The organism is Vogesella lacus, assembly GCF_979366295.1.
The window spans coordinates 100458-124541 of sequence record NZ_CEETQT010000008.1 but is presented as its reverse complement, the minus strand read 5'-3'; the positions used below and the strand labels follow the sequence as shown (position 1 = coordinate 124541).

Sequence of the window (24084 nt, the reverse complement as noted above, 5' to 3'; positions counted from 1 at the left end):
CAGCTGGGGTTTGCCCTTGTTTATGTCATGCGTTTATGCTGTTTGCTGGATCAAGCGGGAGAGACCCATGTTGATGAACAAGGATCAGGCCACTTTGCTGGTGGTGGATATTCAGCAAAAGCTGTTGCCAGCTGTGCAGGATGCAGAGGGTATGTTGGCGCGCTGTCGCTGGCTGCTGGGCGTGGCGCGGGATGTCGGTTTGCCGGTGGTGTTTTCCGAGCAGTATCCGCAAGGGTTGGGCGGGACTGTTGCGCCTTTGCTGGCGGAGGTGCCTCAGGCCGAGGTGGTCGAAAAGCTGCATTTTTCTTGTGTGGCGGCTGATTGCCTGCCGCCCTCGCTGTTGGCGAGGCCGCAAGTGATTGTCTGCGGCATGGAGGCCCACGTTTGCGTGATGCAGACCGTGCTCGAGCTGCTGCAGGCGGGCAAGCAGGTATTCGTGGTAAGCGATGCGGTTTCCAGTCGCAGTGCACAAGATATGGCGGCCGGCCTGCAACGCATGCGCGATGCCGGTGCCGTGCTGGTGACGCGCGAGATGGTGTTGTTTGAATGCTTGCGGGTGTCGGGGACAGATTTGTTCCGCCAGATGAGCAAGCGCTATCTGGTCGGCGCGCAGCCCTGAGTCGTTTGCATCTGGCCCTAGCTGTAAAAGGAAAAGGTTGGCCGCATGGCGGCCAACCTTTCCTGTCGAGATGACGGCTGAGCCGTTCTGGTTCTCCCTCTATCAAACTTGTCCCGGTCGTCTGCGCGCCCTGGTCTATTCGAAAAAAGAAGCCCCGAATTGGAGCATTGCACCAATTCGGGATGCTTTGCTGCACCATCTTTGTGCAAAATCCTCACCGGGATGATCCGGAAATCGATCTGACAGCCGGATTGGTGAAGTACAACACCTGTCGCTCCTAAGAGCCACAGAGATGTTAGCAAATATTGTGCCAAATATTGCTGGCAATAAAAAAGGCTGCCATGAAGGTAGCAGCCTTTTTTGACGCGGGGTGGTTTGTGCGCTTTACAGTGTCTTGAACGCAATGCGATAGCGTTGCTGATCCAGTTCGATATCCATCAGCCACGACTGGCTACCGGTGACACAAACAGGCAAGGTTACGCGCGCTTGCCAGCCAGCGTTGGCCGCAACAAAACGGTAGCGGTTAAAACCCATGTCCATATCGGCCATGCTGAATTCGGCCGATGGTGGCTGGTCAGCCTTGTCGATCAGGATGTTGAACGGCTGGCTATGGCGAGGTGCGCTATCGACACGCAAGATGCTGCCATTGGGCAGTTGGCAACCTTGTTGCAGATTGTCGCAGCTGACTTGCATCGGGCCGGATTGGGCTGGCTGTTGATGCAGATACCAGTAGATCATGCCGCCTTTTAGTGCAGCAAAACCCAGCAGTGCACAGGCCAGCAACACTAGTTGGCCGCGGTTGAGTTTTTCCAGCCACTTCATTGCCAGGCCCCCCGCATCAGCGCGATACCGTGTGCACCGCTTGCACGCGCTTGCGCAAGGTCGTTCATTTGCAGGCCGCCAATGGCAAACACCGGCAAGGGCGTGTCCTTGGCCAGCATGGCGGCAAAGCCATCCCAGCCCAGCGGTGCTTGACCGGGGTGGCTGGCAGTGGCGTTGACATGGCCGAGCAGGGCGTAATCCAGCCCGAGTTCGGCGGCGCGGACCAGTTCATGCGCTTGGTGGCAGGATGCGCCAACCCAGGCGAAATGCACCGGGCGACCGTCTAGTGCGGCCAACCTTTGGGCGCTCAGATGCAGGCCATCGACCGGCCAGCCTTTCACCCAGTCAGGCTCTGCATTGACAAGCAGCTTGCCGCCTTTGGGGTGGACGATGTCGGAGAGTGCACCGATGAGGGCCGCCAGCTGCTCGCGATCCATTTGCGGTTCGCGCACGATTACCCAGCCGGGCTTGTCGCTGGCGGCCAGTTTATCCAGGATGGTACCGCGGCCAACTTCGCTGCTGCAGCTCAGTTGCAGCACGTCGGGTAATTGCAGCGAGCGCAGGATGGGGCCGTTGGCCGGCAGCATGGGTTGGACATCGGTGTGGCCGGGCTGTTGCCAGGCAAACTCCTGGCCTTCGTGTGGGGCTGGTGTGCCTTGCCAGTCCCAGATGCGGAAAAAGCGCAGGTGTACCGATGCATGCTCGTAATGATGCACGCGGGTCAGCCATGGCGTGGCATGCAGGACATCAATGCCCATTTCTTCGTGGAACTCACGGCGCAGGGCCTGTTGAGGGGTTTCGCCGGCCTCGACCTTGCCACCGGGAAACTCCCAGTAGCCGGGGTAGGGCTTGCCTTCGGGGCGGCTGCCCAGCATGAAGCTGCCGTCAGCGCGCATCAGCGCACCGGCAACAACCGAAACGATTTTGTGCTCGTTTGCCATATGACTCATTCAATAGCAATGGTGATGCTGAAAAGACAAAACGCCGCCGCTGAAGTGCAGCGGCGGCGTGAAAAAAACGGCAGATTACTTGGCGCCCTTGACGTGCTGTTCCAGCTCGCTGAAGGTCGGGCGCTCGGTCGAGTACAGCACCTTGCGGCCGAATTCGATGGCCGACTGCGGCGCATAACCTTGCAGGCTGGCCAGCAGGGTAGTCTTGATGCACTGGTATTCCTTGGTGCTGTCATCGACTTTCTGCGCCATCAGCGTGCCCAGCGGGGCCACGATACCGTAGGCCAGCAAAATACCGAGGAAGGTACCCACCAGCGCACTACCGATCATGCCGCCTAGTACCGCAGGCGGCTGGCCTACCGAGCCCATGGTGTTCACTACACCGAGTACCGCCGCCACGATACCGAAGGCCGGCAGGGCATCGCCAAGACGGGTGATCGCTTCGCCCGGCGCGGCGGCCTCGTGGTGATGGGTCTCGATTTCGATGTCCATCAGGTTTTCAATTTCAAAGGCATTGAGGTTGCCCGACACCATGATGCGCAGGTAGTCGGTCATGAATTCGGTGACGTGGTGATCGTGCGAAATATTCGGATACTTGCTGAACAGCGCGCTGTTGTGCGGGTCTTCGACGTCGTTCTCGATCGACATCAGGCCTTCCTTGCGGATCTTGACGAGGATCTCGTACAGCAGCGACAACAGCTCCATATAGCGCGCCTTGGTATAGGGCGAGCCCTTGAACAGCGTGGGCAGCGCGGCCTTGACGCCTTTGATGACCTTGCCCTGATTGCTGACAATGAATGCACCGATGGCGCCACCCAGAATCGCCATCATTTCTGTTGGCAGTGCATGAATGATTACCATCATGTCACCGCCGTGAATGATGTAGGCGCCAAAAATACAGCCGATGGCTACCGCATAACCAATGAGTACATTCATAAGCGAAGCTTTCCGTTTTTCTTCGGATTATTAATGTTTGCTGTCAATCATTAAGTAATGACAGTGTTAACAGCTGATAATTTGACATCATAGGGCATTTTGTCTGGTGCAGGAATTTTTGCTGCCTCTCTCAAGTGGCAGGTTTTAATAAATTTGCCCGCAAAATCAGTCGTGCAAATGTCTTTCGGATTCATCGCGGCCGGCCCAGTCGCAGGCAAATTGCCAGGCGGTGCGGCCGGAGCGGCTGCCACGCAGCTGGCTCCACAGCAGGGCTGCACGTTCCGCGACCTCATCAAAAGGTAGGCCGAAATGCGCAAGCCAGCCTTGCGCCGCATCCAGATAGGCCTGCTGGTCAAACGGGTAGAACGATAGCCACAGGCCGAAACGATCTGACAGCGAGACTTTTTCCTCGGTGGTTTCACCGGGGTGGATCTCGCCATCACGCACCCAGCCTTCGCGGTTTTCGCTGCTTTTTTCCGGCATCAGGTGGCGACGGTTGGAGGTGGCGTAGACCAGCAGGTTGGCCGCACGCTGTGCGAGGCCTCCGTCCAGCGCCGATTTCAGCGCCTTGTAGCTGTCTTCGCCTTCCTCGAATGACAGATCATCGCAGAACAGGATGAAGCGTTCATGGCGCTTGGCAATCAGGCTGACAATCTGGTCCAGATCCGGCAGGTGTTGTTTGTCGACCTCGATCACGCGCAGGCCCTGGCCGGCATAAGTTGCCAGCAGCGCCTTGATCAGCGAGGACTTGCCGGTGCCGCGCGAGCCGGTCAGCAGCACATTATTGGCGGGTTTGCCGGCCAGAAACTGTTCGGTATTGCGGATCACCAGTTTTTTCTGGCGCGCGATGCCGGTCAGCTCGTCGAGTTTCACGCTGTGCGGCGCATGGATGGCTTCCAGCCAGCCGCTGATGCCGGCGCGCCGCCAGCGAAAGGCCGGTGCCTGCCAGTCTGGCTCGGGTATGGCCGGTGGCAGCAGTGGCTCGAGGCGTGACATCAGTGCTTCGGCGCGGGCAAGAAAGGCGTCGAGATTTTGCATGGCAGACTCCGGCAAGGGTTGGCCGCAAGGCCGGGATCAATCGCGCAGGGTGATCAGTGGCCAGCCACGGGCTTCGGCTTCGGCGCGCAACTTGTCGTCGGCATCGACCGCTACCGGATGGCTGACGATGGACAGCAGCGGCAGGTCATTGTGCGAGTCGCTGTAGAAGAAGGTTTGCGCATAGCTTTGCAGCGTTTCGCCGCGTGCGGCCAACCATTCGTTCAGGCGGGTGATCTTGCCTTGCTGGAAGCTAGGCGTGCCGCTTGGCTCGCCGGTGAAGTTGCCGTCGGGCGTGGTTTCGAGCTCGACCGCGATCAGGTGTTCTACACCCAGTTCGGTGGCAATCGGGCCGGTAATGAAACGGTTGGTGGCGGTGATGATCATCACCACATCGCCTTGTGCCTGATGCGCCGCCAGCAGATTGCGCGCTTTTTGCGGAATGATGGGCTTGATGTGCTGTTGCATGAACTCGGCATGCAGGCTGTCCAGCTGCTGGCGCGGCAGGCGGCTCAGTGGCTCGGCGGCAAAGCGCACGTATTCAAGAATGTCGAGAGTGCCGGCCTTGTACTGCTCGTAAAAGTAGTCATTGCGCTGGTCGCAATAGGCTTGGTCCACCACGCCATGTTTGATCAGGAAGGCATTCCACTGGTAATCGGAGTCGCCAATCAGCAAGGTATTGTCCAGGTCAAACAGGGCTAGATTCATCATTCAGCTTTCGTCAGGGGCAGTATGGAGTACGTTCTTGACCAGCGGCACGGTAATCGGCCGGCGCAAGGCCAGCGAGTAGCGATCCAGCATGTCGAGCATGGCGATCAGGCTGGAAAGGTCGCGCCGCCAGTGGGTAAGCAGGTAGCGGAAAACATCATCGCCGATGGAGAGCTGGCGTTCGGCGGCGTGCTGGCGCAGTGCGGCCAACTTGTCGTCATCAGACAGTGCCTTGACCTCGAACACCAGGCCCCAGCCGAGGCGGGTGCGGAGGTCATCGCGCACTTGTGCCAACATCGGTGGCTGGCGACCGGCCATCAGCAGGCGGCCTTCGCCGCTTTCCTTCAGCGAGTTGTAGATGGAAAACAACATGATCTGGTCGTCCGGCGCGAGTTCGTCAACATGGTCGACGGCAATGAAGCTGGCCTCGCGGGCGAAGTCGGGCAGGTGGTCGATCTTGCCATCCAGATAGATGGAGGCGCGGCCCAGCATTTCGGCGTGGGCAATCCATGCCTGCAGCAGATGGGTTTTGCCGCAGCCGGGCTCGCCCCACAGATAAATAAAGCGTTCGCCTTGCTCGTCATTCAGCGCCGCGGTGATTTCGCGGTTGTGACGCGCCAGGAAATTGTCGAAGCCCGGGTGCGGTGTCGGGCTGAGGTCTAGTACGAGCTGGTCCAAAACGGGATGCGGTCAAATGGGTTCAGGGGTCGATTTTACGCTGATAAAAGCTGCTATTGAAATATCGCGTGACGAGATGGCGGGCAATTACCAGCGTGATGGCGGCCAGCGGCAGCGCCAGCAGTACGCCGACAAAGCCCATCAGTTCGCCAAAAGCCATCAGCGAGAATATCACGGCAACCGGTGACAGGCCGATACGTTCGCCAACCAGATAGGGCGTAATCAGGAAACTTTCCAGCATCTGGCCGATGAAGAACACGCCCCAGACCAGCAGGATGCCGGTAAAACTGTCGAATTGCAGAATCGCGGCCAAGGTGGCCAGCAGCAGGCCGATGAAGGCGCCGACATAAGGAATGAAAACCAGCAGGCCGGCGATGATGCCGATGGCGAGGCCGGAATGCAGGCCGACCAGCGCAAGGCCGCCGCCGTAAATCATGGCCATCAGCAGCATCACCGACAATTGGCCGCGCAGGAACTGGCCGAGCATTTCGTCCAGCTCGCGCGCAATCATCGCCACTTCGTCATACCAGCGCCGCGGCACCAGCGTGCCGACTTTCTCGACCATGGTGTCCCAGTCGTGCAGGAAGTAGAACAGCAGCACCGGCAGCAGCGAGATATTGGCAATGACGGTCAGCAACAGCGCGCCGCTCTGGCTGATTTGCGGCGCGTAGCGTGACAGCAGCTGGCGCAGATTGCCGGCATTGTTATGCAGGGTTTCGCGCCAGCTTTGCAGATCAATATTGAGCTGGATACCCAAGGTGCTGTTGAGCCAGGGCAGCAGACGATGCTGCAAGGTGTCGATCAGCGCCGGCAGGCGCTCGGCCATGGCCTGGCCCTGGGTGACCAGCATCGGTACCACGATCAGCAGCAGCGTGGCTATCATCAGGGTGCCGCCCAGCATGACGACGGACAGCGCGGTAATGCGGCGCAGACCGTGGGTTTCGAGCTTGTCGACCAGCGGGTCAAGGATGTAGGCGAGTACGGCCGCCGTAATGAAAGGGGTGAGAACGGTGGAGAGTCGCCCGACCAGCCAGATGCTGCCAATCACGCCGAAAACGACGATGAGCCAAATAAGATAGTTCGAGCGGGAGCGTTCCATGATCTTTTCAGTTAAAATACAGCCGCTTCGGGTGAGGGTGCCTGGCACCCCGAGCTGTAAAGCGGCTACGTTAGCAGAAAGTCGGTCTGACTTGAATGGCAGGCCTGGTTTTTGATGACGATGGGCTGTGGCTCGTGCCTGACGGAATTAACCATTACGCCAAAACAGGATGTTGACAGGTGAAGCAGGGCCGCAAATCCGTACTGAGTCTTTGGCTGATCATGGCGCCGCTGGCTGTGCTGGCGGCGTTTGTCATTTATCCGCGCATGACACTCTGGCTGGCACAGGATACCTGCCTGGATCAGGGAGGTGGCTGGCATCACGAAGCAGGGTACTGCATTCGCGATCAGGCAGAGTGGCAGCGTTATCTGGCCGGCAAGGCCGCAGCAGGGCTACAACCATGAAAAACATCGTGATCCTGATTTCCGGGCGCGGTTCCAATATGCAGGCCATTGTCGAGGCCGGTGTGCCGGGCGCGAAGATCGCCGCGGTGATTGCCAACCGGCCGGATGCCGCAGGCCTCGCCTGGGCTGCCGAACGTGGCATTGCCACTGTGGCGCTAGATCACAAGCAGTTTGCCAGCCGTGAAGCTTTTGACGCGCAGCTGGCCACCGAAATCGATGCCTTTGCACCGGATCTGGTGGTGCTGGCCGGCTTCATGCGCATCCTGACGGCCGGTTTCACCAGCCGTTACGAGGGTCGCATGCTGAACATTCATCCTTCGCTGCTGCCGTCGTTTACCGGTCTGCATACCCACCAGCGAGCCATCGACATGGGCTGCAAGGTGGCTGGTTGTACTGTGCACTTCGTGACGGCCGAGCTTGATCACGGCCCTATCGTGGCGCAGGCGGTAGTACCGGTGCTGGATGATGACAGTGAGGCAACGTTGGCCGCACGCGTCTTGCGTCAGGAGCACCAGGTTTACCCGGCAGCCGTCCGTCGTTTTATCAGCGGCGAGCTGCAGTTGCGTGATGGCAAGGTAGTCGGCACCGACGCCGCGCTGGCTGAACAGGCCTTGCGCGTACTTTGAACCCGGGGATGTATGTGCTGCCGCGGCCGCTATTGTTTGCCATCCTGCTGTCACTAGGCTTGCATGCCTTCTTGCTGACACGTGATAGCTGGTTGCCGGCAGTTACCATGCCCGAGTTTGGTGATGCCGTGCTCGAAATGGTCATGCCGGCTGTCGAGACGCCCGCCGTCGAGGAAGTCCGACATGCCGATGCCCAGCAGCCCGCCAATGCGGCATTGCCTGAGCAGCTCACGCAGCCGAGCGAGCCTGCCGTGAAGGCGGTGGCATTGCCGCTTGTGCCGGCTGATACGGCTGACAAGTTGGTCGCTTCGGAAGCGTTGGCTGGCAGGCCGCAGACAGCCAGTAGCGCGCTTGCGGCCAACCTTGCAGCAACCGTGTTGCCTCAGGCCGAGGTTGCCAAGGCTGAAGTACTGGCCTCGGCGCCGACCGCTGCAACACCGCTGACAGATGAGCCGCCGGCTGACGCGACAGAGGCGCAGTTGCTGCTGGCCAGTCGTTTGCCGCAGCAGGCTCAGATTGACTATGCCTTGTTTGCTTACGGTACCCGGCTGGGTACTGGCCGCATGCTGTGGCAGCAGACGGCTGGCAAATATCGTCTGAGTGTGGAGTTGAGTCCGTTGATCGGCCCGGGCTTGCAGTATGAAAGCAGCGGCAAGGTGCTCGCCCGCGGCTTGCTGCCGGAGAACTTCACCGCGACCCGCAATGGCAAGGCGCGCGAGTGGGCGCGTTTTGACTGGCAGGCCAAGCTGCTGCGTTATGGCGAGGGCGAAGAAAAGACGGTTGCCCTGCAAGGTGGGGCGGTGGACTGGCTGTCGTTGTCATTTGACCTGGCCGCGCGCGGCCTCGGCAACAAGGCGCTGGCCAAGCAGATTACAACCGGCAAGAAGGTGTATGCCTTCAACGTGCTGCCCAGGGGGCAGGACGAGTTTGACCCCAGGCATGAAGAAGGGCAGGCGCAAATCGTGCAGGCCCGCAAGGACAAGGAAATGATCGAAATCTGGCTGGCACCGGCATTTGCCAATCTGCCGGTCCGGATCAGCAAGCAGGACGAGGATCGCACCTTGTCCTTGCGCGCCAGCAGAATCGAAATCAATGGTACGGTGGCCTGGCGGCTGCCGTAGACAGGAAAAACTATGAAAATCAATGTAAACCAGTTCAATCATATCGAGCAGGTGCTGTTCGCCATGGTCAAGTTTGACCGTCCGGCCGATGCCGTACTGACCGCGCATTTTCGCGCCAACACCAAGCTGGGCAGCACCGATCGCCATCTGATCGCCGAAACCGCCTTTGCCTGCCTGCGCCATATGGAGCTGATGCGTGCGCTGTGCGCGCCGCGCATCAACACCCGCCGCTTGGCACTGGCCACGCTGGTGCGTATCGGTGGCGCCAACCTGCGCGAACTCGACGGCATCCTGAAGGAGACCGAGCGCGAGTGGCTGGGCGGCGTCAAGGGCGCCGAAATGCCGGACAGCCTGAGCGCCAGAAGCGGTCTGCCGCAGTGGGTCATCGACCTGCTGCCGGGCATGGACGAGGCCGAGCTGATTGCAACCGGCAAGGGCCTGTCGTCGGCTGCACCGCTGGATATTCGCGTCAACAGCCTGAAAATGCGTCGTGACGATGCGCTGGTGCAATTGCAGGACAGCGGTGTCGCCTGCGAACCGACGCCGTTCTCGCCGCTGGGTATCCGCCTGAAAGGCAAGCCGTCGCTGAATCGTCACCCGCTGTTCATCGGCGGTGCCATCGAAGTGCAGGATGAAGGCAGCCAGCTGCTGGGTCTGCTGACCGGTGCGCGTCGTGGCGAGATGGTGGTGGATTTCTGCGCCGGTGCCGGTGGCAAGACCCTGTTGCTGGGCGCGCAGATGGCCTCGACCGGCCGTCTGTATGCGTTCGATATTTCGGAAAAGCGTCTGGCCAATCTGAAGCCGCGTCTGGCGCGCTCCGGCCTGTCCAACGTCAACAGCACGCTGATTGCCCACGAGAACGACACCAAGGTCAAGCGTCTGGCCGGCAAGGCCGACCGCGTGCTGGTCGATGCACCATGCTCAGGCCTGGGTACCCTGCGCCGCAATCCGGATCTGAAATACCGTCAGAGCCCAGAGAGCGTGGCCGAACTCAATATCAAGCAGGCTGCGATTCTGGCCTCGGCCGCGCGTCTGGTGAAAGCTGGTGGCCGTCTGGTTTATGCGACTTGCAGTATCCTGCCGCAGGAAAACCAGCAGATCGTCGAGGCCTTCCTTGCGGCCAACGCTGATTTCGAGCTGGTGCCGGCAAACAAGCTGCTGGCCGAACAGAAGATCGAGCTGGATACCGGCGATTATCTGGCGCTGCGTCCGCACCTGCACAACAGCGATGGCTTCTTTGCCGCCGTGCTGCAACGCAAGAGTGCTTGAGAAGCCCGGCTGCCCGGCGCTACAATAGCCTATTGATTTAGTCGGGTATCGCCCGGCGTGTTACAGAAAAGGAATGCCATGTCTATTCAGGACGTTATTCGCCAGACCGTGACCGAAAACCCGGTTGTGCTGTACATGAAGGGCACTGCCCAGTTTCCGCAGTGCGGCTTTTCCGGCCGTGCCGTGCAGATTCTCAAGGCTTGTGGTGTCAGCAAGATCGTGACCGTTGACGTACTGGCCGACGCCGAAGTCCGTCAGGGCATCAAGGAATACGCCAACTGGCCAACCATTCCGCAGCTGTACGTGAATGGCGAGTTCCTCGGTGGCTCGGACATCATGTACGAGATGTACCAGGCTGGCGAACTGCAAGAGCTGCTGAAGCCTTACAGCGATGCCTGATCTGAAAAACCCGCTCCGGCGGGTTTTTTTACGCCCGTCAAAGCTTCGATATGCATATTCTTATAATCAGTCTAAATAACTGTATAATGCCGCCCCAGTCAGTTTGCCCCGCCGCATCGTATGCGGGGCGTGTCGAATTCGGCAGGAAGCGGTTTGATGCCACGGCATCAGCCGCTTTTTGCCAAGCCGGGAAGCCAAATCATGAACATTACCGTAGTCAATCATCCGCTGGTGCAGCACAAACTGGGCTTGCTGCGCGAGGGCGATATCAGCACCATGAAATTCCGCCAGCTGACGCAAGAGCTGGCGCGTCTGCTGGCTTATGAGGCGACCCGTGACTTCGAACTGGAGACGGTAACCATCGAGGGCTGGTGTGGCCCGATGGAAGTGCAGCAGATCAAGGGCAAGAAGGTGACGGTGGTGCCTATCCTGCGCGCCGGCATCGGCATGCTGGATGGCGTGCTTGATCTGGTGCCATCGGCCAAGATCAGCGTGGTCGGCCTTGCACGTAATGAAGAGACGCTGGAGCCGGTGTCCTATTTCGAGAAGTTTGTCGGCAACCTCGACGAGCGCATCGCCATGATCATCGACCCGATGCTGGCTACCGGCGGCTCGCTGATTGCCACTATCGACCTGCTCAAGCGCAATGGTTGCAAGCAGATCAAGGCGGTAGTCATGGTGGCGGCACCGGAGGGCGTGAAAGCGGTCAATGATGCGCATCCGGATGTGCAGATTGTCGCGGCTTCGCTGGACAGCCATCTGAACGAACACGGTTACATCATCCCGGGTCTGGGGGACGCCGGTGACAAGATTTTCGGTACCAAACACGCCTGATCCCCGCGCCGCTGCCTGTCAGCGGCGTTTTGCCATCTGCGCACAAGGAATAGCCATGAACGTCTGGCAGCAAATCGAGCAGGACTTTCTGTTGCGCTTCCCGCAAGGGCTGGATGATGAGGCGTGGCTGGCCTTGGGCAGGAAGCATCGCAGTGTCGCCAAGGTGATTACGCTGGCGCAAGAGGGCTTGCAGGCCGAGGTGATGCAGGCGGCCATTGCCAGCGGCAATATTGCGGCAGTAATCGAGACGTGCCGCCAGATGGTGGCCAAGTGCACCACGGTCAGCACTTTCGAGCGCATCGCCTTTCGCAACTACCTGTCTTACAGCGATGTGCACATTCCTTTCGTTCTGGCCTTGCATGATGTGCTGCATCGCTTTGATGCGGCCAGCTTCACCGCCTTTGTCGAAACCTTGCAGCTGTGCCGGCATGACGGCAATGCCAATGCCGCCAAATGGCCGCTGCTGACCTGTTTTCTGGCGTATAGCGATTCACAGCGTCATGTCTGCATCAAGCCAACTACCGTACGCAAGTTGGCCGCAAGGCTGGAGGTCGATATCGCGTATCAGGCCCAGCCCAATTACGAGACTTACCGGCGGGTGCAGGACATGGTGGCGGCCTTCAAGGCGCACAGCCACCTGGCAGCAGGGCAAAACAACATCATTACCCAGGCCATCATGTATTGCACGGTTTGATGGCCGGGATTTTTCGCGTGTCACGACAATAAGGAGAACGAATGTTCCAACAAATCAAAACGGCGGTATCCGGGGCGCAAATCCTGTTTGTCGCCTTCGGTGCACTGGTGCTGGTGCCTTTGCTTACCGGTCTCAATCCGGCCATGGCCTTGCTGGGTGCCGGTATCGGCACCTTGCTGTTCCAGGCGCTGACCGGCTTCAAGGTGCCGATCTTCCTCGGCTCATCCTTTGCCTTTATCGGCCCCATCATTTACTCGATCCAGACCTGGGGCCAGGGTGCCACCATGTTTGGCCTGTTTTGCGCCGGCTTCATGTATTTCGTGTTTGCCGCCATCGTCAAATGGCGCGGCATGGCGCTGGTCAACCGTCTGCTGCCACCGGTGGTGATCGGGCCGGTGATCATGATCATCGGTCTGTCGGTGGCATCGGCGGCCTCGAATATGGCCATGGGTCGTGCCGGCGGCAATCAGGTAATGCCGTACGAGACATCGCTGCTGTTGGCCGCCGTGTCGCTGGCAACCACCATCGTGGTATCGGTTTTTGCGCGCGGCATGTTCAAGCTGGTGCCGATTCTGGCGGGTGTGGTGGCCGGCTATCTGCTGGCGGCCTTCCTTGGCGTGCTTGATTTTGCCAAGGTGATCAACGCGCCATGGTTTGTGGTGCCGACCTTCCATAGCCCGGAAGTCAACTGGGCGGCGGCGCTGTTCATGCTGCCGGTAGCCATTGCCCCGGCGATTGAACATATCGGCGGCGTGATGGCCATTGGTGGTGTGACCGGCAAGGACTACACCAAGACACCGGGTCTGCATCGCACGCTGGCGGGTGATGGCCTCGGCGTGTGCGTGGCCGGCCTGATTGGCGGCCCGCCAGTGACCACCTATGCCGAGGTGACCGGTGCGGTGATGATTACCCGCAACTTCAACCCGGTAGTGATGACCTGGGCGGCGGTTTTTGCGATCTGCATGGCCTTCTTCGGCAAATTCAATGCGCTGCTGCAGTCCATCCCGATGCCGGTAATGGGCGGCATCATGGTGCTGCTGTTCGGCACCATTGCGTCTATCGGCCTGAAAACGCTGATCGAAGCCAAGGTAGACCTGATGGAGCCGCGCAATCTGGTGATCATCTCGGTGGTGCTGACTGCCGGTATCGGTGGTCTGGAGCTGGCTTTCGGCAGCTTCAGCCTGGTGGGGGTCGGCCTGTGCTCGGTGCTGGCGATTATCCTGAACCTGATCTTGCCGAAGCAGTCAGCCAGTCATGACGGCATTGTCGAAGGGCAGGACGTGTAAAGGTTGGCCGCAAGGCAAAGAAAAGGCCGCCAGACGTTGGCGGCTTTTTTCATGCGCCTCAGGCGCGGTTTCAGGCCTTGAGCGGCTTTATCTGCAGCGCTGGCGCGCCTTGTTCGGCAATGGCCAGCAGGCGGTCGATATTCGGGTGTTTACCCGGAAACTCGCGCGCATCGGCAGTGTGCTCGGCGTAAATCGCCAGGCCTTCGCTTGCGGCGGCAGCGTTCAGGCTGCCGTGTTTTTGCAGCAGGGCGTGATAGACGCGCACCGAGCCGGCAGTGCCCGGCTGGTTGGCGAGACGGCCGCATTCTTCGCCGGCTTCGTTGGTCAACAGCAGTTCGCTGATATCTTCGCAAGTTGGCAGCGTGGCCAGGATTTCCTTGAATTGCATAGTGTTTCCGTTACAGCAGATATTGCACAAACAGGCCGGCAAAGATCACCAGCCCGACGCGGTTATTGTCCAAAAAAGCCTTGAAGCACAGCTTGCGATCACGACCGCGAATTTCGCGGTATTGCTGCAGGATCAGCAGCAGCGAGACCAGCAGGCTCAGATAATAGGGTAGGCCAAATGCCAGCTGTTGCCCGATAAAACCCATGATCAGCAAGAACGCCGCATGGCACAGCATGATGGCGCTGATGTCGTGGTCGCCAAAGGTGATGGCAGAGGTTTTGATGCCGATCTTGAGATCGTCGGGTTTGTCGGCCATGGCATAGGCGGTGTCGTAGGCCACCGTCCACAGCGCATTGGCGGCCATCAGCCAGATGGCAATGGCGGGTACGCTGCCGGTTTCGGCGGCAAAAGCCATCGGAATGCCAAAGGAAAACGCCAGCCCCAGATAAGCCTGCGGCAGCGGGAAAAATCGCTTGGTGAACGGATAGCTTGCGGCCAACAGTACTGCCGGGATGCTCAGCTGCAGGGCCAGCGCATTCAGCGGCAGGGCGATCAGCAGGCTGAGCAGCGCCAGGATGGCAGCCAGCAGCAGCGCTTCCTTGCCGGTGACCGCACCACGCGCAAATGGCCGCTGGCTGGTGCGCTCGACCAGGCCATCGAAGTTGCGGTCGGCGTAGTCGTTGATCACGCAACCGGCGCTACGCATCATGAAAGTGCCGGCCACAAAGATGAACAGGATGTGCCAGCTTGGCTGACCCTTGCTGGCAATCCACAGCGCCCACAAGGTTGGCCACAGCAAGAGCAGGGTGCCGATCGGTTTGTCTACGCGCATCAGCTGGCCATAGGCTTGCAGCTTGGCGGGGGATAGCATGGCACGGCTCACAGCAGCGACTCCAGATTGGGCAGAAAGGTTTCACATACCAGCAGTGGTCGCGATGCCAGCCAGAAAGTGCATCGGCGTGCAGGCAGCGCCTGCACAGAAGGCGTCGCGCAGGCTGTGGCAATCAGTTGCTGGTATAGCGGGGCTGACGATGAAAGCTGTGCATATTGCAGTGCGTCACGTTGCAGCTGCTCGAGGCCGCCAAACAGCGACAGACCCAGCGAGCGGTTGCCACGGTCGAGCACGCTTTGCCACTGCGGACAGTCCTGCAGGCAGGCGCTGCGGGCCAGTACGACCGGCTCGCCGTCCAGCGACAGGCAGACGTGTCTGGCATAAAGCGCCTGCTTTGCGGTAACCTGCAAGACGGTTTGCTCATCAGGCAGGGCAGGGCTTGTGCCTTGGGACAAGACCGAAACTTCGAAGCGGCGACCTGTCGCCTGCAGGTATTCGGTCAGCGAGCCATTGGTGCTAATGCAGCGCAGCAATTTATCAGGCAAGGGCGGGGGGCAAAGTCCCCAGTCGGTAAAATCCTTCATGCCGCGCATTATGCCAAATCCGGCATGGCCTTGCCGCCTGCTTTGTATATCTTTTATTGCTTGTACAAGTGTTGTTGATCAGATGATAGAAACTTTTCTGTATTTGCTGGGCTTCCAGTTTCTGGGTGAAGTCCTGGCGAGACTGGCGGGTTTGCCGGTGCCGGGCGCCGTCATCGGCATGGTGCTGCTGTTTTTCTGGCTGTGTGTCCGCAAGGGGGTGCCAGCACCGATGCGCGAGCACGTACCGAATCTGATGACGCATATGTCGCTGTTGTTTATTCCGGCGGGCGTGGGGGTGATGGCCTACTGGCCGCAATTGTCACAATACTCGTGGAAAATGGTCGTGGTGTTGCTGGTGGCCACGCTGGGCACCTTGCTGGCAAGTGCCGGCTTCATGTGCTGTTATCTGTATCTGCGACCGGGCAAGGTGAAGCATCATGACTGAGGCCTTGCTATGGCTGCGTGGCAGCCCTTTGACCGGTATTTTGCTGACGCTGTTGTGCTATCAGCTGGCATTGAAGATTTGCCGGCGGTATCACGGTCATCCATTGGCCAATACCGTGCTTTTGGCCAGTTGCATGCTGATCAGTGTGCTCTTGTTGCTGGACATGAATTTCGAGCAGTATTTTCGTGGCGCCAGTTATCTGCAATTCTTGCTGGGGCCGGTAACGGTGGCGCTGGCGATTCCGCTTTACAACAATCTGGCGCGATTGCGCAGCCATGGTCTGCCGGTCTTGCTGACGATACTTTTCGGGTCACTGGCTGGTGTGGCGCTGGCCGTTTTATGCGCACAGCTGGCAGGCTTTGATCGGGCCTTGCTGCTGAGCCTGGCGCCGCGTTCGGCGACCACGCCGATTGCGATGGGTGTGGCCGAGCAGATTGGTGGCATTCCGGCCTTGGCCGCGGCCTTTGTGATTGTGACCGGCATTATCGGCGCGGTCGCGGTCAAGCCCTTGTTTGATCTCTTGCGTATTCGCAACGAGATGGTGCTGGGCGTGGCAACCGGCATTGCCGCGCACGGTATCGGTACGGCAAGGGTATTCCAGATTTCGGAAAGTGCCGGGGCGTTTGCCGGGCTGGCGATGGGTTTTACCGGGCTGTTTACGGCTTTGCTGGCACCGCTGGTAGTGGGCTGGCTGCTTTAAAAAGAAAATAACGAGGAAGACAAAAAATGGATCTGATTTTATGGCGTCACGCCGAGGCTGAAGAGGGCTCTGATGATCTGGACCGCGCGCTGACGAGGCGCGGCCAGAAGCAGGCCAGTGCCATGGCTTCGTGGCTGAGCAAGCGGCTGCCGGATGATTACTCTTTCTGGGTGTCGGAAGCGAAGCGCGCGCAGCAGACGGCGGCTTTTCTGGCCAAGAGCTACGAAATCATGCCGGCGTTCAATCCGGATGCCTCGGTCGAGCAGGTGCTGAAAGCGCTGGATTGGCCGGCGCAAGGCAAGACGATTGTATTGGTCGGGCATCAGCCTTATATCGGGCGCATTGCGGCCAGCCTGATGAGCGAGCAACCCTTGCTGTGGAGTGTCAAGAAGGGGGCGATCTGGTGGCTTAGCCATCGTGAACGCCATGGCCTTGAGCAGATCCGTCTGAAGGCCATGGTAACCCCGAGCATGCTGGGCATCGAATAAGCTGTTTCGATTGCTGACAGCAACAAAAAAGCCACCCGCTTGGGGTGGCTTTTTTATCGGCATGCAGCCTGACAGCAAATCTTATTTGCTCAGCGCATCAGTAATGCCCAGTACGTAGATGCCGATGGTGCTCAGCAAGCCGGTCATCACCAGGTAGTACAGCGTCGGCAGGGCGGTGCGGCGCAGGGTTGTGCCTTCCTTGCCCAGCAGGCCAACGGTGGCCGAGGCGGCCACGACATTGTGAATTGCCACCATATTACCGGCAGCCGCGCCGATGGCCTGGGAGGCAACAACCAGCGAAGTGGTGATGCCCAGGGTTTCGGCCACGCTGAACTGGTACTGTGCCAGCATCATATTGCTGACGGTATTCGAGCCGGCGATGAAAGCACCCATCGCACCTACAGTCGGAGCCATGAAGGCATAAACACCACCAAAGCTGTCGGCTACAAAGCGTGCCATCGCAATCGGCATGCTTTCCAGGCCAGCCAGGTTGACGCCGGAGTTGATCATGATGCGCACCATCGGCACAGTGAACATCAGTACAAAGCCGGCACCCAGCAGCACCTTGCCGGATTCGCCGATGGCTTTCTGCATTTCTTTCCATTGCATGCGATGCAGGAAATAGGTGGCCATCACCACCATCACCAGAATGCCGCCAGGCAGATACAGCGGGTCGATGGCAGCGGTGATGCCTTTTTCGCCGAACAAGTCGCCACTGTTGTAAACCACAGACTTGAATGCGCTCTTCACGCTGTCATTGGTGCGGCTGAGGATCAGCAGGCCGGCAACCAGCAGGTAAGGCAGCCAGGCCTTCCAGATTGGCAGGCTGGCCTTGCCGGCCATATTGTCCAGTTTGATTTCGACGCTGCCCAGCCACTCGCTTGGCCACTCATTGGCCGGGGCAAAGTCCCAGTGCTGTTTGGGCGTGAGGAAGCGTTTTTTCGCCGCCAGAATCACGATGGGCAAGCCAACCAGGCTGCCGATGATGGACGGGAATTCCGGGCCAAGGAAGATGCCGGTCAGGGCATAAGGTACGGTAAAGGCGACGCCGGTCAACAGTGCGAAAGGTGCGGTTTCGAGGCCTTCTTTCCACGAGCGGTTGCGACCGAAGAAGCGGGTCATCATCGCCACCATGAACAGCGGCATCAGCACGCCAACCAGGGCGTGGATGATGGCAACACTGGAGGTAATCTGCGCCAGGTAGGCGGTCCAGCTGCTGCCGTTTGCGGCCAACTGTGCGCCGATGGCGTTGCTGTCCATACCGGTGTTCAGACCAACCAGAATCGGGGTGCCGACCGCGCCGAAAGAAACGGGGGTAGATTGCACCATCATGCCGAGCAGGACGGCGGCCATGGCAGGGAAGCCCATGGCTACCAGCAGTGGTGCGGCGATGGCGGCGGGGGTGCCAAAGCCGGAAGCGCCTTCGATGAAGCAGCCAAACAGCCAGCCGATGATCAGCGCCTGAATGCGGCGGTCAGGCGTGATATTGGCAAAGCCTTCGCGAATGGCACTGATGCCGCCGGAGTGTTTGAGGGTGTTCAGCAGCAGGATCGCGCCGAAGATGATCCACAATACCGAGGCGGTAATCAGAAAGCCTTGTACGGTAGAGGCCAGAATGCGGTTAAAGCTCATTTCCCAGGCAAACAGGGCGATGAGTGCGGTAGCGATGAACACTGCCGGCATGGCGCGCTTGGCCGGCCAGTTCAGCCCGACCAGCAAGATGGCCGCCAGCAGAATTGGCATGAAAGCCAGCAAGGCTTGCAATCCCATAGACATTAATAGAACTCCGTTGTGTAGTGTTTATATTCCCGGTCTTGCCAGGAAGGGCGGAATTCTATTTTTTGCGGGCAGCTACGTCATTTGGGGCTTGCCCTTGCGGGAAAACCCTTGCCGGCTTGCTTTGTGCCGTATTTACAGGCCCAGCAGATGGGCGCTCAGACCCTGCGCGTCAAGGCGCAGATAACCTCCCTGGCCATCATGCCAGTCGCGAATCACCCAGCGCTGGCGCATCTGGCCGGTCAGCTGGTAGTCGTGGCAGGCCGGACGGTGGGTGTGACCGTGGATCAGAGTGCAATCGGGGTATGCGGCCAACGTTTGCAGCACGGCTTCGGGGCTGACATCGCTGATTTCGCTCGGGCCGTCAGCCTGTTTGCGCGCTTCGCTTTGCTGGCGAATCTGCCGGGCGATGGCGTGACGTTCAGCCAGCGGCTTGGCCAGAAAGGCTTGTTGCCATGCGTTCTGGCGCACCATCTGGCGAAATTGCTGGTAAGGCAGGTCATCGGTGCACAACTCGTCACCGTGCAGCAGCAGGTAGTCGTGGCCATAAGCGCTTAGTTGATGCTGCGCCGGCAGCAGGCGCGCGCCGCTAAGCTGTTCGAAGCCCTTGCCCAGCAGGAAGTCGCGATTGCCATGCATGACATACAGCGGCGTCTGCCGGCTGAAGTCCTGCATCAGCTGCAACATCTGCTGATGAAAGCTATTGTCGTCATCATCGCCAACCCAGTACTCGAACAGATCGCCGAGGATGTACAGCGCGTCGATGCGGCCAACCCAGTCGTGCAGGCAGTGGGCAAACAACTCGCCCAGCCAGGGTTGATCTTCGTTCAGGTGCAGGTCGGAAATGAAATGGATAGCCATGTGTTCGCCAGAATGAAAATGGCTGTGCCAAGGGCACAGCCATGAAACGCTTGCTGCTGATTATTCGGCAGCGCCGACAACCGCGGCTTTTTCGATGATGACCGGCTCGACCGGCACATCCTGATGGCCACCTGCGCGGCCGGTCTTCACGGCCTTGATGCGGTCAACCACGTCCTGGCCGGCAACAACCTGGCCGAATACGGCATAACCCCAGCCCTGCATGGTCTCGGAGCGGAAGTCGAGGAAGTCGTTGTCGGACACATTGATGAAGAACTGGGCGCTGGCGGAGTGCGGATCCGGGGTGCGCGCCATGGCGATGGTGTAGGTCTTGTTGGACAGGCCGTTGTTGGCTTCGTTGACGATAGTGTCGCGGGTTTCTTTCTGATCCATGTCAGCGGTGAAGCCGCCGCCCTGGATCATGAAGCCGTTGATTACACGGTGGAAGATGGTGCCATCGTAGTGGCCATCCAGAACGTACTGTTCAAAGTTGGCAACGGTCTTCGGCGCCTTGTCGGCAAACAGTTCCAGGGTGATGTCGCCAAAATTGGTGCTGAGCTTGATCATATTCGTATCCTGTCAGGGGTTGAGTCGGTATCAGGGTTTGTAAGTGGCCTTGGTAATCACGATTGGCTCCAGCGGCACGTCCTGCATGCCGGCAATAAAGCCTGTGCGTGATTTGCCGATGCGGTTGACCACATCCATGCCGGCGGTCACCTTGCCGAAAACGGCATAGCCCCAGCCGGCGGTCGTCTTGCTGCGGAAGTCGAGGAAGTCGTTGTTCACCAGATTGATGAAAAACTGTGAGGTCGCCGAATTCGGATCATTGGTACGTGCCATGGCAATGCTGCCGATCACGTTTTTCAGGCCGTTGTCGGCCTCGTTGGCAATCGGGGCGCGGGTCGGTTTTTGTACCAGACCGCCTTGCTGGACGGTAAAGCCGCCACCCTGGATCATGAAGCCATCAATTACGCGATGAAATACGGTATTGCTGTAATGCCCGCTTTTGACGTAGCTGACAAAGTTTTCAACCGACTTGGGTGCTTTTTGTGCATCCAGTTCGATAGTGATCAGCCCCTTGTTGGTTTGCAGCTCGACACTGGGGCCGGCATTGGCAAGCATTGGCAGCAACAGCATGGCGCTGGCGAGCAGTTTTTTCATCATGATCTTGTTGGATGGTGTGCTGAATGAAAGTCCCGAGTTTATCATGCAAAAAAAGGCTGATGCGGAACTGCTTTCGGGGAGCGGGCGTATTTTCAGTTAAAGTTGATATGAGTCCGGCCGATAAGGCGAGGAAGCGATAAAATGAATGGCATACGGTAGCTGGAGAAGAAAATGAAGATTTCAACGGTAATGACCGGAGTGCTGGCGCTGGCCTCCCTGACGGCTTGCGCCTCGTCCAGTGCGCCAACGCCGTATACGGTAACCAGCGTGGCTCCGGCGACAGCTTCCGGCCATGATGGCGGCTGGATGGTGGTGGCTGCTGCACCGGCGGTGGGCGGCTCTCACGAGCAACTGGGTATTTCGCGTCAACCGGTGATGTCGAATACAGGCGTGATGATGGGGGGCGGTTATATCGGCCCAGTGCCTGAAGAGCCCCACAAGGCCGAAGAGAAGTACAACGCCTTGCGTGTAAGGGTGGTTGGCTACGGTGCGCCACCTAATAACCGCAGCCTGACGCCGGTGCAGCGTCGTCTGCTGGCGATGCGCGCCTCGCAGCTCGATGCCTATCGGGCCGTGGCCGAGCAGGTGCAGGGTTTTCGCTTGTCGGGTAACAGCTCGGTAGGCAATATGGTCGCTACCAATGACAGTTTCCGAGTATTTGTCGACGCTTATCTGCGTGGTGTACGGGTGCTGTCTACCGAGTTCAAACCTGACGGCAGCAGCGAGAGCATTGCCGAGGTGGTTCTGGACGAGTCCTTCTTCAAGGCCTATCGCACGGCGCTGACCAGCAGTGGCAATGTGGCGATGGCAGCCGGCATGATGCGTGATGAAAATGGTATGGCGCTTGGTTGTACCGGTAATGGTTGTGTCAGCGAGAGCGGGCATGGTGCCCCGTCGCACTAGCATTGGCTCAAAGGATTTCATGAGAATTTTCCTGCGTGGTATCGCCGCCCTTGTGGCGGCGTTTTTCATGTCGGCAACGGTCAGCGCGGCGATTTATCGCGGTGAAGGGGTTGCGTCGCTGGAAATGGGGCGGGTAGCGGCAAGGCAAGCGGCCATCGATGATGCCGTGCGCTGGATTTCGATGACCCAGGGTGGTCAGCTGCGGGCGGCATCCATCAGCCAGAATGGCGATCTGGCCGAGGCCTTGATGGCTGGGCCTGAGATGCTGAAAGGGCGCACCAAGGTCATCGCCGAGCGGGTGCAGGATGGCCTGCTGATGGTCACGGTCGAGCTGGATACGGCGGCACCGCAAGACGGCCCGGTCAACGCCTGCCCCAAGCCGGCCTTGTCTGGTGGCCGTGCCTTGCAGCGCGCCATGCTGGTAACTTATTTCGAGGTACCCAAGCCACAGGATGCAGGGGATCTTGGCAATCTGGCGACCTGGCTGCCGGCAAGGTTGGCCGCAAAGATGGGGCAGCATCGAGAGGTGCGCGGACTGGATGCCAGTACCGTTTCACTGTTTCCCGATGGCAAGGTAATGGACCCGTGGCAGGCGGTGACGGTGGCGCGTGAGCTGGGCCGGCGCGAAGGCGTGCAGCTGATTCTGGCAGGTCGTGTGCTGGATAGCGGCGTGACCCGCAAGGAGCCGCGTATGCAGATATTCGGCAATTCCGAGCCGAATGAGCAAGGCGCTTACTATATCGGGCCGATGGCAGGTTTTCTGGGGATTGCGGCCAGAACGGTGCCGGTCGAGCGTCGCTTCGCTGTCGAGTACTGGTTGTATGATGGACTGAGTGGTGGCGTCTTGAGTCGTGGCACGGTCGATGGTGTGGCCCGCGGCAGTGTCAGTCAGGAAACACCAAGGCTGTTTGATGTCGCCAATTTGTTCCAGACTGATTACGGGCGCTTGATTGATGGTCAGCTAAGCGAGATTGCCCGCAGGTTGGCCGCAGAAGCCGCGTGCCTGCCATTTGCCAGCCGTGTGGTGCGGGTTGAGGGGGATCGGGTCTATTTGTCGGCAGGCGCGCTGGATGGTCTGGCCGAGACTGATCGCTTGATTGTCTACAAGCAGCAGCCCTCTACCGAGATTCGTCGAGGCGATGGAGAGGTATTGGGCGTGCCGGAGCGTATCATCGGTGATCTGGAGTTGATTCAGGTGCAGTCGCGCTTTGCTATTGCGGTCATGCGTAATAGTCGTGGCAAGGTTGAGGTGGGGGATTGGGTGCGCTTTCCGGTGCGATGATGATCATGCAAAATGGTTTTTATTATCAGCAACTTGCAACTGAAAAGACTATTGATAATAATTCCTGTCTAGATTAGACTATTCGCATTGAAATTTCATCCGTCGGATGTATTCCCCTCTGGAGAGTCATTGTGAGCAAGAAAGTATTGTTGGCCTCTTTGCTGGCAGCCTTTGCCGGTTCCGCCTTTGCCCAGGAAGTTGTCACTGTTTACAGCGCCCGTGCCGAGCAGTTGATCAAGCCGCTGTTTGATGCCTACAGCAAGGAAACCGGCGTGCAGATTCGCGTGATTTCCGACAAGGAAGGCCCGCTGATGGAGCGCATCAAGGCCGAGGGCAGCAATACTCCGGCGGATATCCTGCTGACCGTGGATGCCGGCAATCTGTGGACTGCCGAAAACAACGGCCTGTTCCAGCCAATCAAGTCCGCGACCCTGAGCAGCAATGTGCCGGCTCACCTGCGTGACCCGGACAACTACTGGTATGGCCTGTCGGTTCGTGCTCGTACCATTTTCTACAATAAGAACACCGTCAAGCCGTCGCAGCTGTCGTCCTACGAAGATCTGGCTGATCCGAAGTGGAAAGGCAAGCTGTGCCTGCGCTCCGCCAAGAACATCTACAACCAGTCGCTGGTTGCCACCATGATTGCGGATCTGGGTCCGGTGAAGACCGAACAGATCGTCAAGGGCTGGGTTGCCAACCTGGCAGCGCCTTCCTTCCCGAATGACACTGCAGTACTGGAGGCTATCGCTGCCGGTCAGTGCGATGTCGGCGTCACCAATACCTACTACTACGGCCGTATTGTCAGCAAGAATCCGGGCTTCCCGGTGGCTCCGTTCTGGGCTAACCAGGCAGGCAAGGGCACTCACGTGAATATTTCCGGTGCTGGTGTAGTCAAGCATGCCAAGAACGTGAAAGGTGCGGTGAAGCTGCTGGAATGGCTGTCTTCCGAAAAAGCACAGAACCTGTTCGCCGACGTGAACTTCGAGTACCCGGTTAACCCGAAAGTGAAAGCTGATCCGCTGGTTGCTTCGTGGGGTTCCTTCAAGCAGAACCTGATCAACCTGAAAGTTGCCGGTAGCAACCAGGCTCAGGCAGTGATGCTGATGGATCGTGTCGGTTACAAGTAAACGTTGGCCGCAAGGCTGATCCGGAACAGGGGTGCTGCGGCACCCCTGTTTGCATGG

The 24084-nt window shown here is 59.0% G+C and carries 29 protein-coding genes; 15 read left to right on the top strand and 14 right to left on the bottom strand.

The window, feature by feature from the left end; genetic code table 11:
• Window positions 1-67: 67 nt before the first annotated feature.
• Window positions 68-619: a hydrolase gene (locus ACZ9W6_RS11775; protein ID WP_465191353.1), complete on the top strand. Its 552-nt coding sequence runs from the start codon at window positions 68-70 to the stop codon at window positions 617-619.
• Window positions 620-1003: 384 nt separating this feature from the next.
• Here ACZ9W6_RS11775 and ACZ9W6_RS11770 read toward each other — a convergent pair whose 3' ends face one another.
• From ACZ9W6_RS11770 to ACZ9W6_RS11740, 7 genes are all read right to left on the bottom strand, one after another.
• Window positions 1004-1441, bottom strand: a complete 438-nt coding sequence (locus ACZ9W6_RS11770; protein ID WP_465191352.1) for a hypothetical protein — start codon at window positions 1439-1441, stop codon at window positions 1004-1006.
• The gene (locus ACZ9W6_RS11765; RefSeq protein ID WP_465191351.1) at window positions 1438-2382 is read right to left on the bottom strand and encodes a Nudix family hydrolase; all 945 of its coding nucleotides are present in this window, start codon (window positions 2380-2382) and stop codon (window positions 1438-1440) included. Before ACZ9W6_RS11765 ends, ACZ9W6_RS11770 begins: the two co-directional genes overlap by 4 nt.
• Window positions 2383-2466: 84 nt before the next feature.
• Window positions 2467-3327: a flagellar motor stator protein MotA gene (gene motA / locus ACZ9W6_RS11760; protein ID WP_465191350.1), complete on the bottom strand. Its 861-nt coding sequence runs from the start codon at window positions 3325-3327 to the stop codon at window positions 2467-2469.
• Between the two features lie 165 nt (window positions 3328-3492).
• Window positions 3493-4365 (bottom strand): ATP-binding protein, encoded by an 873-nt coding sequence (locus ACZ9W6_RS11755; protein WP_465191349.1) that lies wholly within the window; start codon window positions 4363-4365, stop codon window positions 3493-3495.
• Window positions 4366-4401: 36 nt separating this feature from the next.
• Window positions 4402-5073, bottom strand: a complete 672-nt coding sequence (locus tag ACZ9W6_RS11750; RefSeq protein ID WP_465191348.1) for a histidinol-phosphatase — start codon at window positions 5071-5073, stop codon at window positions 4402-4404.
• The gene (gene hda / locus ACZ9W6_RS11745; RefSeq protein ID WP_465191347.1) at window positions 5074-5748 is read right to left on the bottom strand and encodes a DnaA regulatory inactivator Hda; all 675 of its coding nucleotides are present in this window, start codon (window positions 5746-5748) and stop codon (window positions 5074-5076) included.
• 22 nt (window positions 5749-5770) lie between these two features.
• On the bottom strand, window positions 5771-6847 hold the full coding sequence (locus ACZ9W6_RS11740) for an AI-2E family transporter (RefSeq protein ID WP_465191346.1): 1077 nt from the start codon (window positions 6845-6847) through the stop codon (window positions 5771-5773).
• Window positions 6848-7026: 179 nt separating this feature from the next.
• Here ACZ9W6_RS11740 and ACZ9W6_RS11735 point away from each other — a divergent pair, with 179 nt between their 5' ends.
• The 8 genes from ACZ9W6_RS11735 to ACZ9W6_RS11700 all read left to right on the top strand — a co-directional run bounded on the left by ACZ9W6_RS11735 (window position 7027) and on the right by ACZ9W6_RS11700 (window position 13480).
• The gene (locus ACZ9W6_RS11735; protein WP_465191345.1) at window positions 7027-7251 is read left to right on the top strand and encodes a hypothetical protein; all 225 of its coding nucleotides are present in this window, start codon (window positions 7027-7029) and stop codon (window positions 7249-7251) included.
• Window positions 7248-7877: a phosphoribosylglycinamide formyltransferase gene (gene purN / locus ACZ9W6_RS11730; RefSeq protein WP_465191344.1), complete on the top strand. Its 630-nt coding sequence runs from the start codon at window positions 7248-7250 to the stop codon at window positions 7875-7877. The genes ACZ9W6_RS11735 and purN overlap by 4 nt, the downstream gene beginning before the upstream one ends.
• A gap of 8 nt (window positions 7878-7885) precedes the next feature.
• Window positions 7886-8998, top strand: a complete 1113-nt coding sequence (locus ACZ9W6_RS11725) for a DUF3108 domain-containing protein (RefSeq protein WP_465191343.1) — start codon at window positions 7886-7888, stop codon at window positions 8996-8998.
• 18 nt (window positions 8999-9016) lie between these two features.
• Window positions 9017-10267 (top strand): RsmB/NOP family class I SAM-dependent RNA methyltransferase, encoded by a 1251-nt coding sequence (locus ACZ9W6_RS11720; protein ID WP_465191453.1) that lies wholly within the window; start codon window positions 9017-9019, stop codon window positions 10265-10267.
• A gap of 78 nt (window positions 10268-10345) precedes the next feature.
• Window positions 10346-10666 (top strand): Grx4 family monothiol glutaredoxin, encoded by a 321-nt coding sequence (gene grxD / locus ACZ9W6_RS11715; RefSeq protein WP_465191342.1) that lies wholly within the window; start codon window positions 10346-10348, stop codon window positions 10664-10666.
• 201 nt (window positions 10667-10867) lie between these two features.
• Complete coding sequence (upp, locus tag ACZ9W6_RS11710) at window positions 10868-11500, top strand: uracil phosphoribosyltransferase (protein WP_465191341.1); 633 nt, start codon at window positions 10868-10870, stop codon at window positions 11498-11500.
• A 55-nt stretch (window positions 11501-11555) separates the two neighbouring features.
• On the top strand, window positions 11556-12194 hold the full coding sequence (locus ACZ9W6_RS11705; protein ID WP_465191340.1) for a hypothetical protein: 639 nt from the start codon (window positions 11556-11558) through the stop codon (window positions 12192-12194).
• A gap of 41 nt (window positions 12195-12235) precedes the next feature.
• Window positions 12236-13480: a uracil-xanthine permease family protein gene (locus ACZ9W6_RS11700; protein ID WP_465191339.1), complete on the top strand. Its 1245-nt coding sequence runs from the start codon at window positions 12236-12238 to the stop codon at window positions 13478-13480.
• Window positions 13481-13550: 70 nt separating this feature from the next.
• Here the strand turns inward: ACZ9W6_RS11700 and ACZ9W6_RS11695 are convergent, their stop codons facing one another.
• The 3 genes from ACZ9W6_RS11695 to ACZ9W6_RS11685 are packed head-to-tail and all read right to left on the bottom strand — an operon-like array spanning window position 13551 to window position 15293.
• A complete protein-coding gene (locus ACZ9W6_RS11695; protein ID WP_465191338.1) occupies window positions 13551-13868 on the bottom strand; it encodes a DUF2322 family protein in 318 nt (105 codons plus the stop codon).
• 10 nt (window positions 13869-13878) lie between these two features.
• Window positions 13879-14739 (bottom strand): 4-hydroxybenzoate octaprenyltransferase, encoded by an 861-nt coding sequence (ubiA, locus tag ACZ9W6_RS11690; RefSeq protein ID WP_465191452.1) that lies wholly within the window; start codon window positions 14737-14739, stop codon window positions 13879-13881.
• Window positions 14740-14747: 8 nt separating this feature from the next.
• Window positions 14748-15293, bottom strand: coding sequence for a chorismate--pyruvate lyase family protein (locus tag ACZ9W6_RS11685; RefSeq protein ID WP_465191337.1), 546 nt, complete (start codon window positions 15291-15293; stop codon window positions 14748-14750).
• A 73-nt stretch (window positions 15294-15366) separates the two neighbouring features.
• Here ACZ9W6_RS11685 and ACZ9W6_RS11680 point away from each other — a divergent pair, with 73 nt between their 5' ends.
• From ACZ9W6_RS11680 to ACZ9W6_RS11670, 3 genes are read left to right on the top strand one after another with little or no spacing between them, the layout of a single operon-like run.
• Window positions 15367-15729 (top strand): CidA/LrgA family protein, encoded by a 363-nt coding sequence (locus ACZ9W6_RS11680; protein ID WP_465191335.1) that lies wholly within the window; start codon window positions 15367-15369, stop codon window positions 15727-15729.
• On the top strand, window positions 15722-16429 hold the full coding sequence (locus ACZ9W6_RS11675; RefSeq protein ID WP_465191333.1) for an LrgB family protein: 708 nt from the start codon (window positions 15722-15724) through the stop codon (window positions 16427-16429). Before ACZ9W6_RS11680 ends, ACZ9W6_RS11675 begins: the two co-directional genes overlap by 8 nt.
• A gap of 26 nt (window positions 16430-16455) precedes the next feature.
• Window positions 16456-16917, top strand: coding sequence for a SixA phosphatase family protein (locus tag ACZ9W6_RS11670; protein WP_465191330.1), 462 nt, complete (start codon window positions 16456-16458; stop codon window positions 16915-16917).
• Between the two features lie 81 nt (window positions 16918-16998).
• On the opposite strand, the gene ACZ9W6_RS11665 is transcribed toward ACZ9W6_RS11670, so the two are convergent.
• From ACZ9W6_RS11665 to ACZ9W6_RS11650, 4 genes are all read right to left on the bottom strand, one after another.
• The gene (locus ACZ9W6_RS11665; RefSeq protein WP_465191329.1) at window positions 16999-18693 is read right to left on the bottom strand and encodes an L-lactate permease; all 1695 of its coding nucleotides are present in this window, start codon (window positions 18691-18693) and stop codon (window positions 16999-17001) included.
• Window positions 18694-18828: 135 nt separating this feature from the next.
• Window positions 18829-19554, bottom strand: coding sequence for a UDP-2,3-diacylglucosamine diphosphatase (locus ACZ9W6_RS11660; RefSeq protein WP_465191327.1), 726 nt, complete (start codon window positions 19552-19554; stop codon window positions 18829-18831).
• 60 nt (window positions 19555-19614) lie between these two features.
• A complete protein-coding gene (locus tag ACZ9W6_RS11655; protein ID WP_465191326.1) occupies window positions 19615-20118 on the bottom strand; it encodes a peptidylprolyl isomerase in 504 nt (167 codons plus the stop codon).
• 30 nt (window positions 20119-20148) lie between these two features.
• Entirely contained in the window at window positions 20149-20712 is a 564-nt protein-coding gene (locus ACZ9W6_RS11650; protein ID WP_465191451.1) for a peptidylprolyl isomerase, read from the bottom strand.
• Between the two features lie 174 nt (window positions 20713-20886).
• Between ACZ9W6_RS11650 and ACZ9W6_RS11645 the strand changes: the two genes are divergently transcribed.
• From ACZ9W6_RS11645 to ACZ9W6_RS11635, 3 genes are all read left to right on the top strand, one after another.
• Entirely contained in the window at window positions 20887-21618 is a 732-nt protein-coding gene (locus ACZ9W6_RS11645; RefSeq protein WP_465191324.1) for an LPP20 family lipoprotein, read from the top strand.
• A gap of 19 nt (window positions 21619-21637) precedes the next feature.
• Entirely contained in the window at window positions 21638-22900 is a 1263-nt protein-coding gene (locus ACZ9W6_RS11640; RefSeq protein WP_465191322.1) for a flagella assembly protein FlgT middle domain-containing protein, read from the top strand.
• 131 nt (window positions 22901-23031) lie between these two features.
• The gene (locus ACZ9W6_RS11635; RefSeq protein ID WP_465191321.1) at window positions 23032-24027 is read left to right on the top strand and encodes a Fe(3+) ABC transporter substrate-binding protein; all 996 of its coding nucleotides are present in this window, start codon (window positions 23032-23034) and stop codon (window positions 24025-24027) included.
• The last annotated feature ends 57 nt before the right edge of the window (window positions 24028-24084 follow it).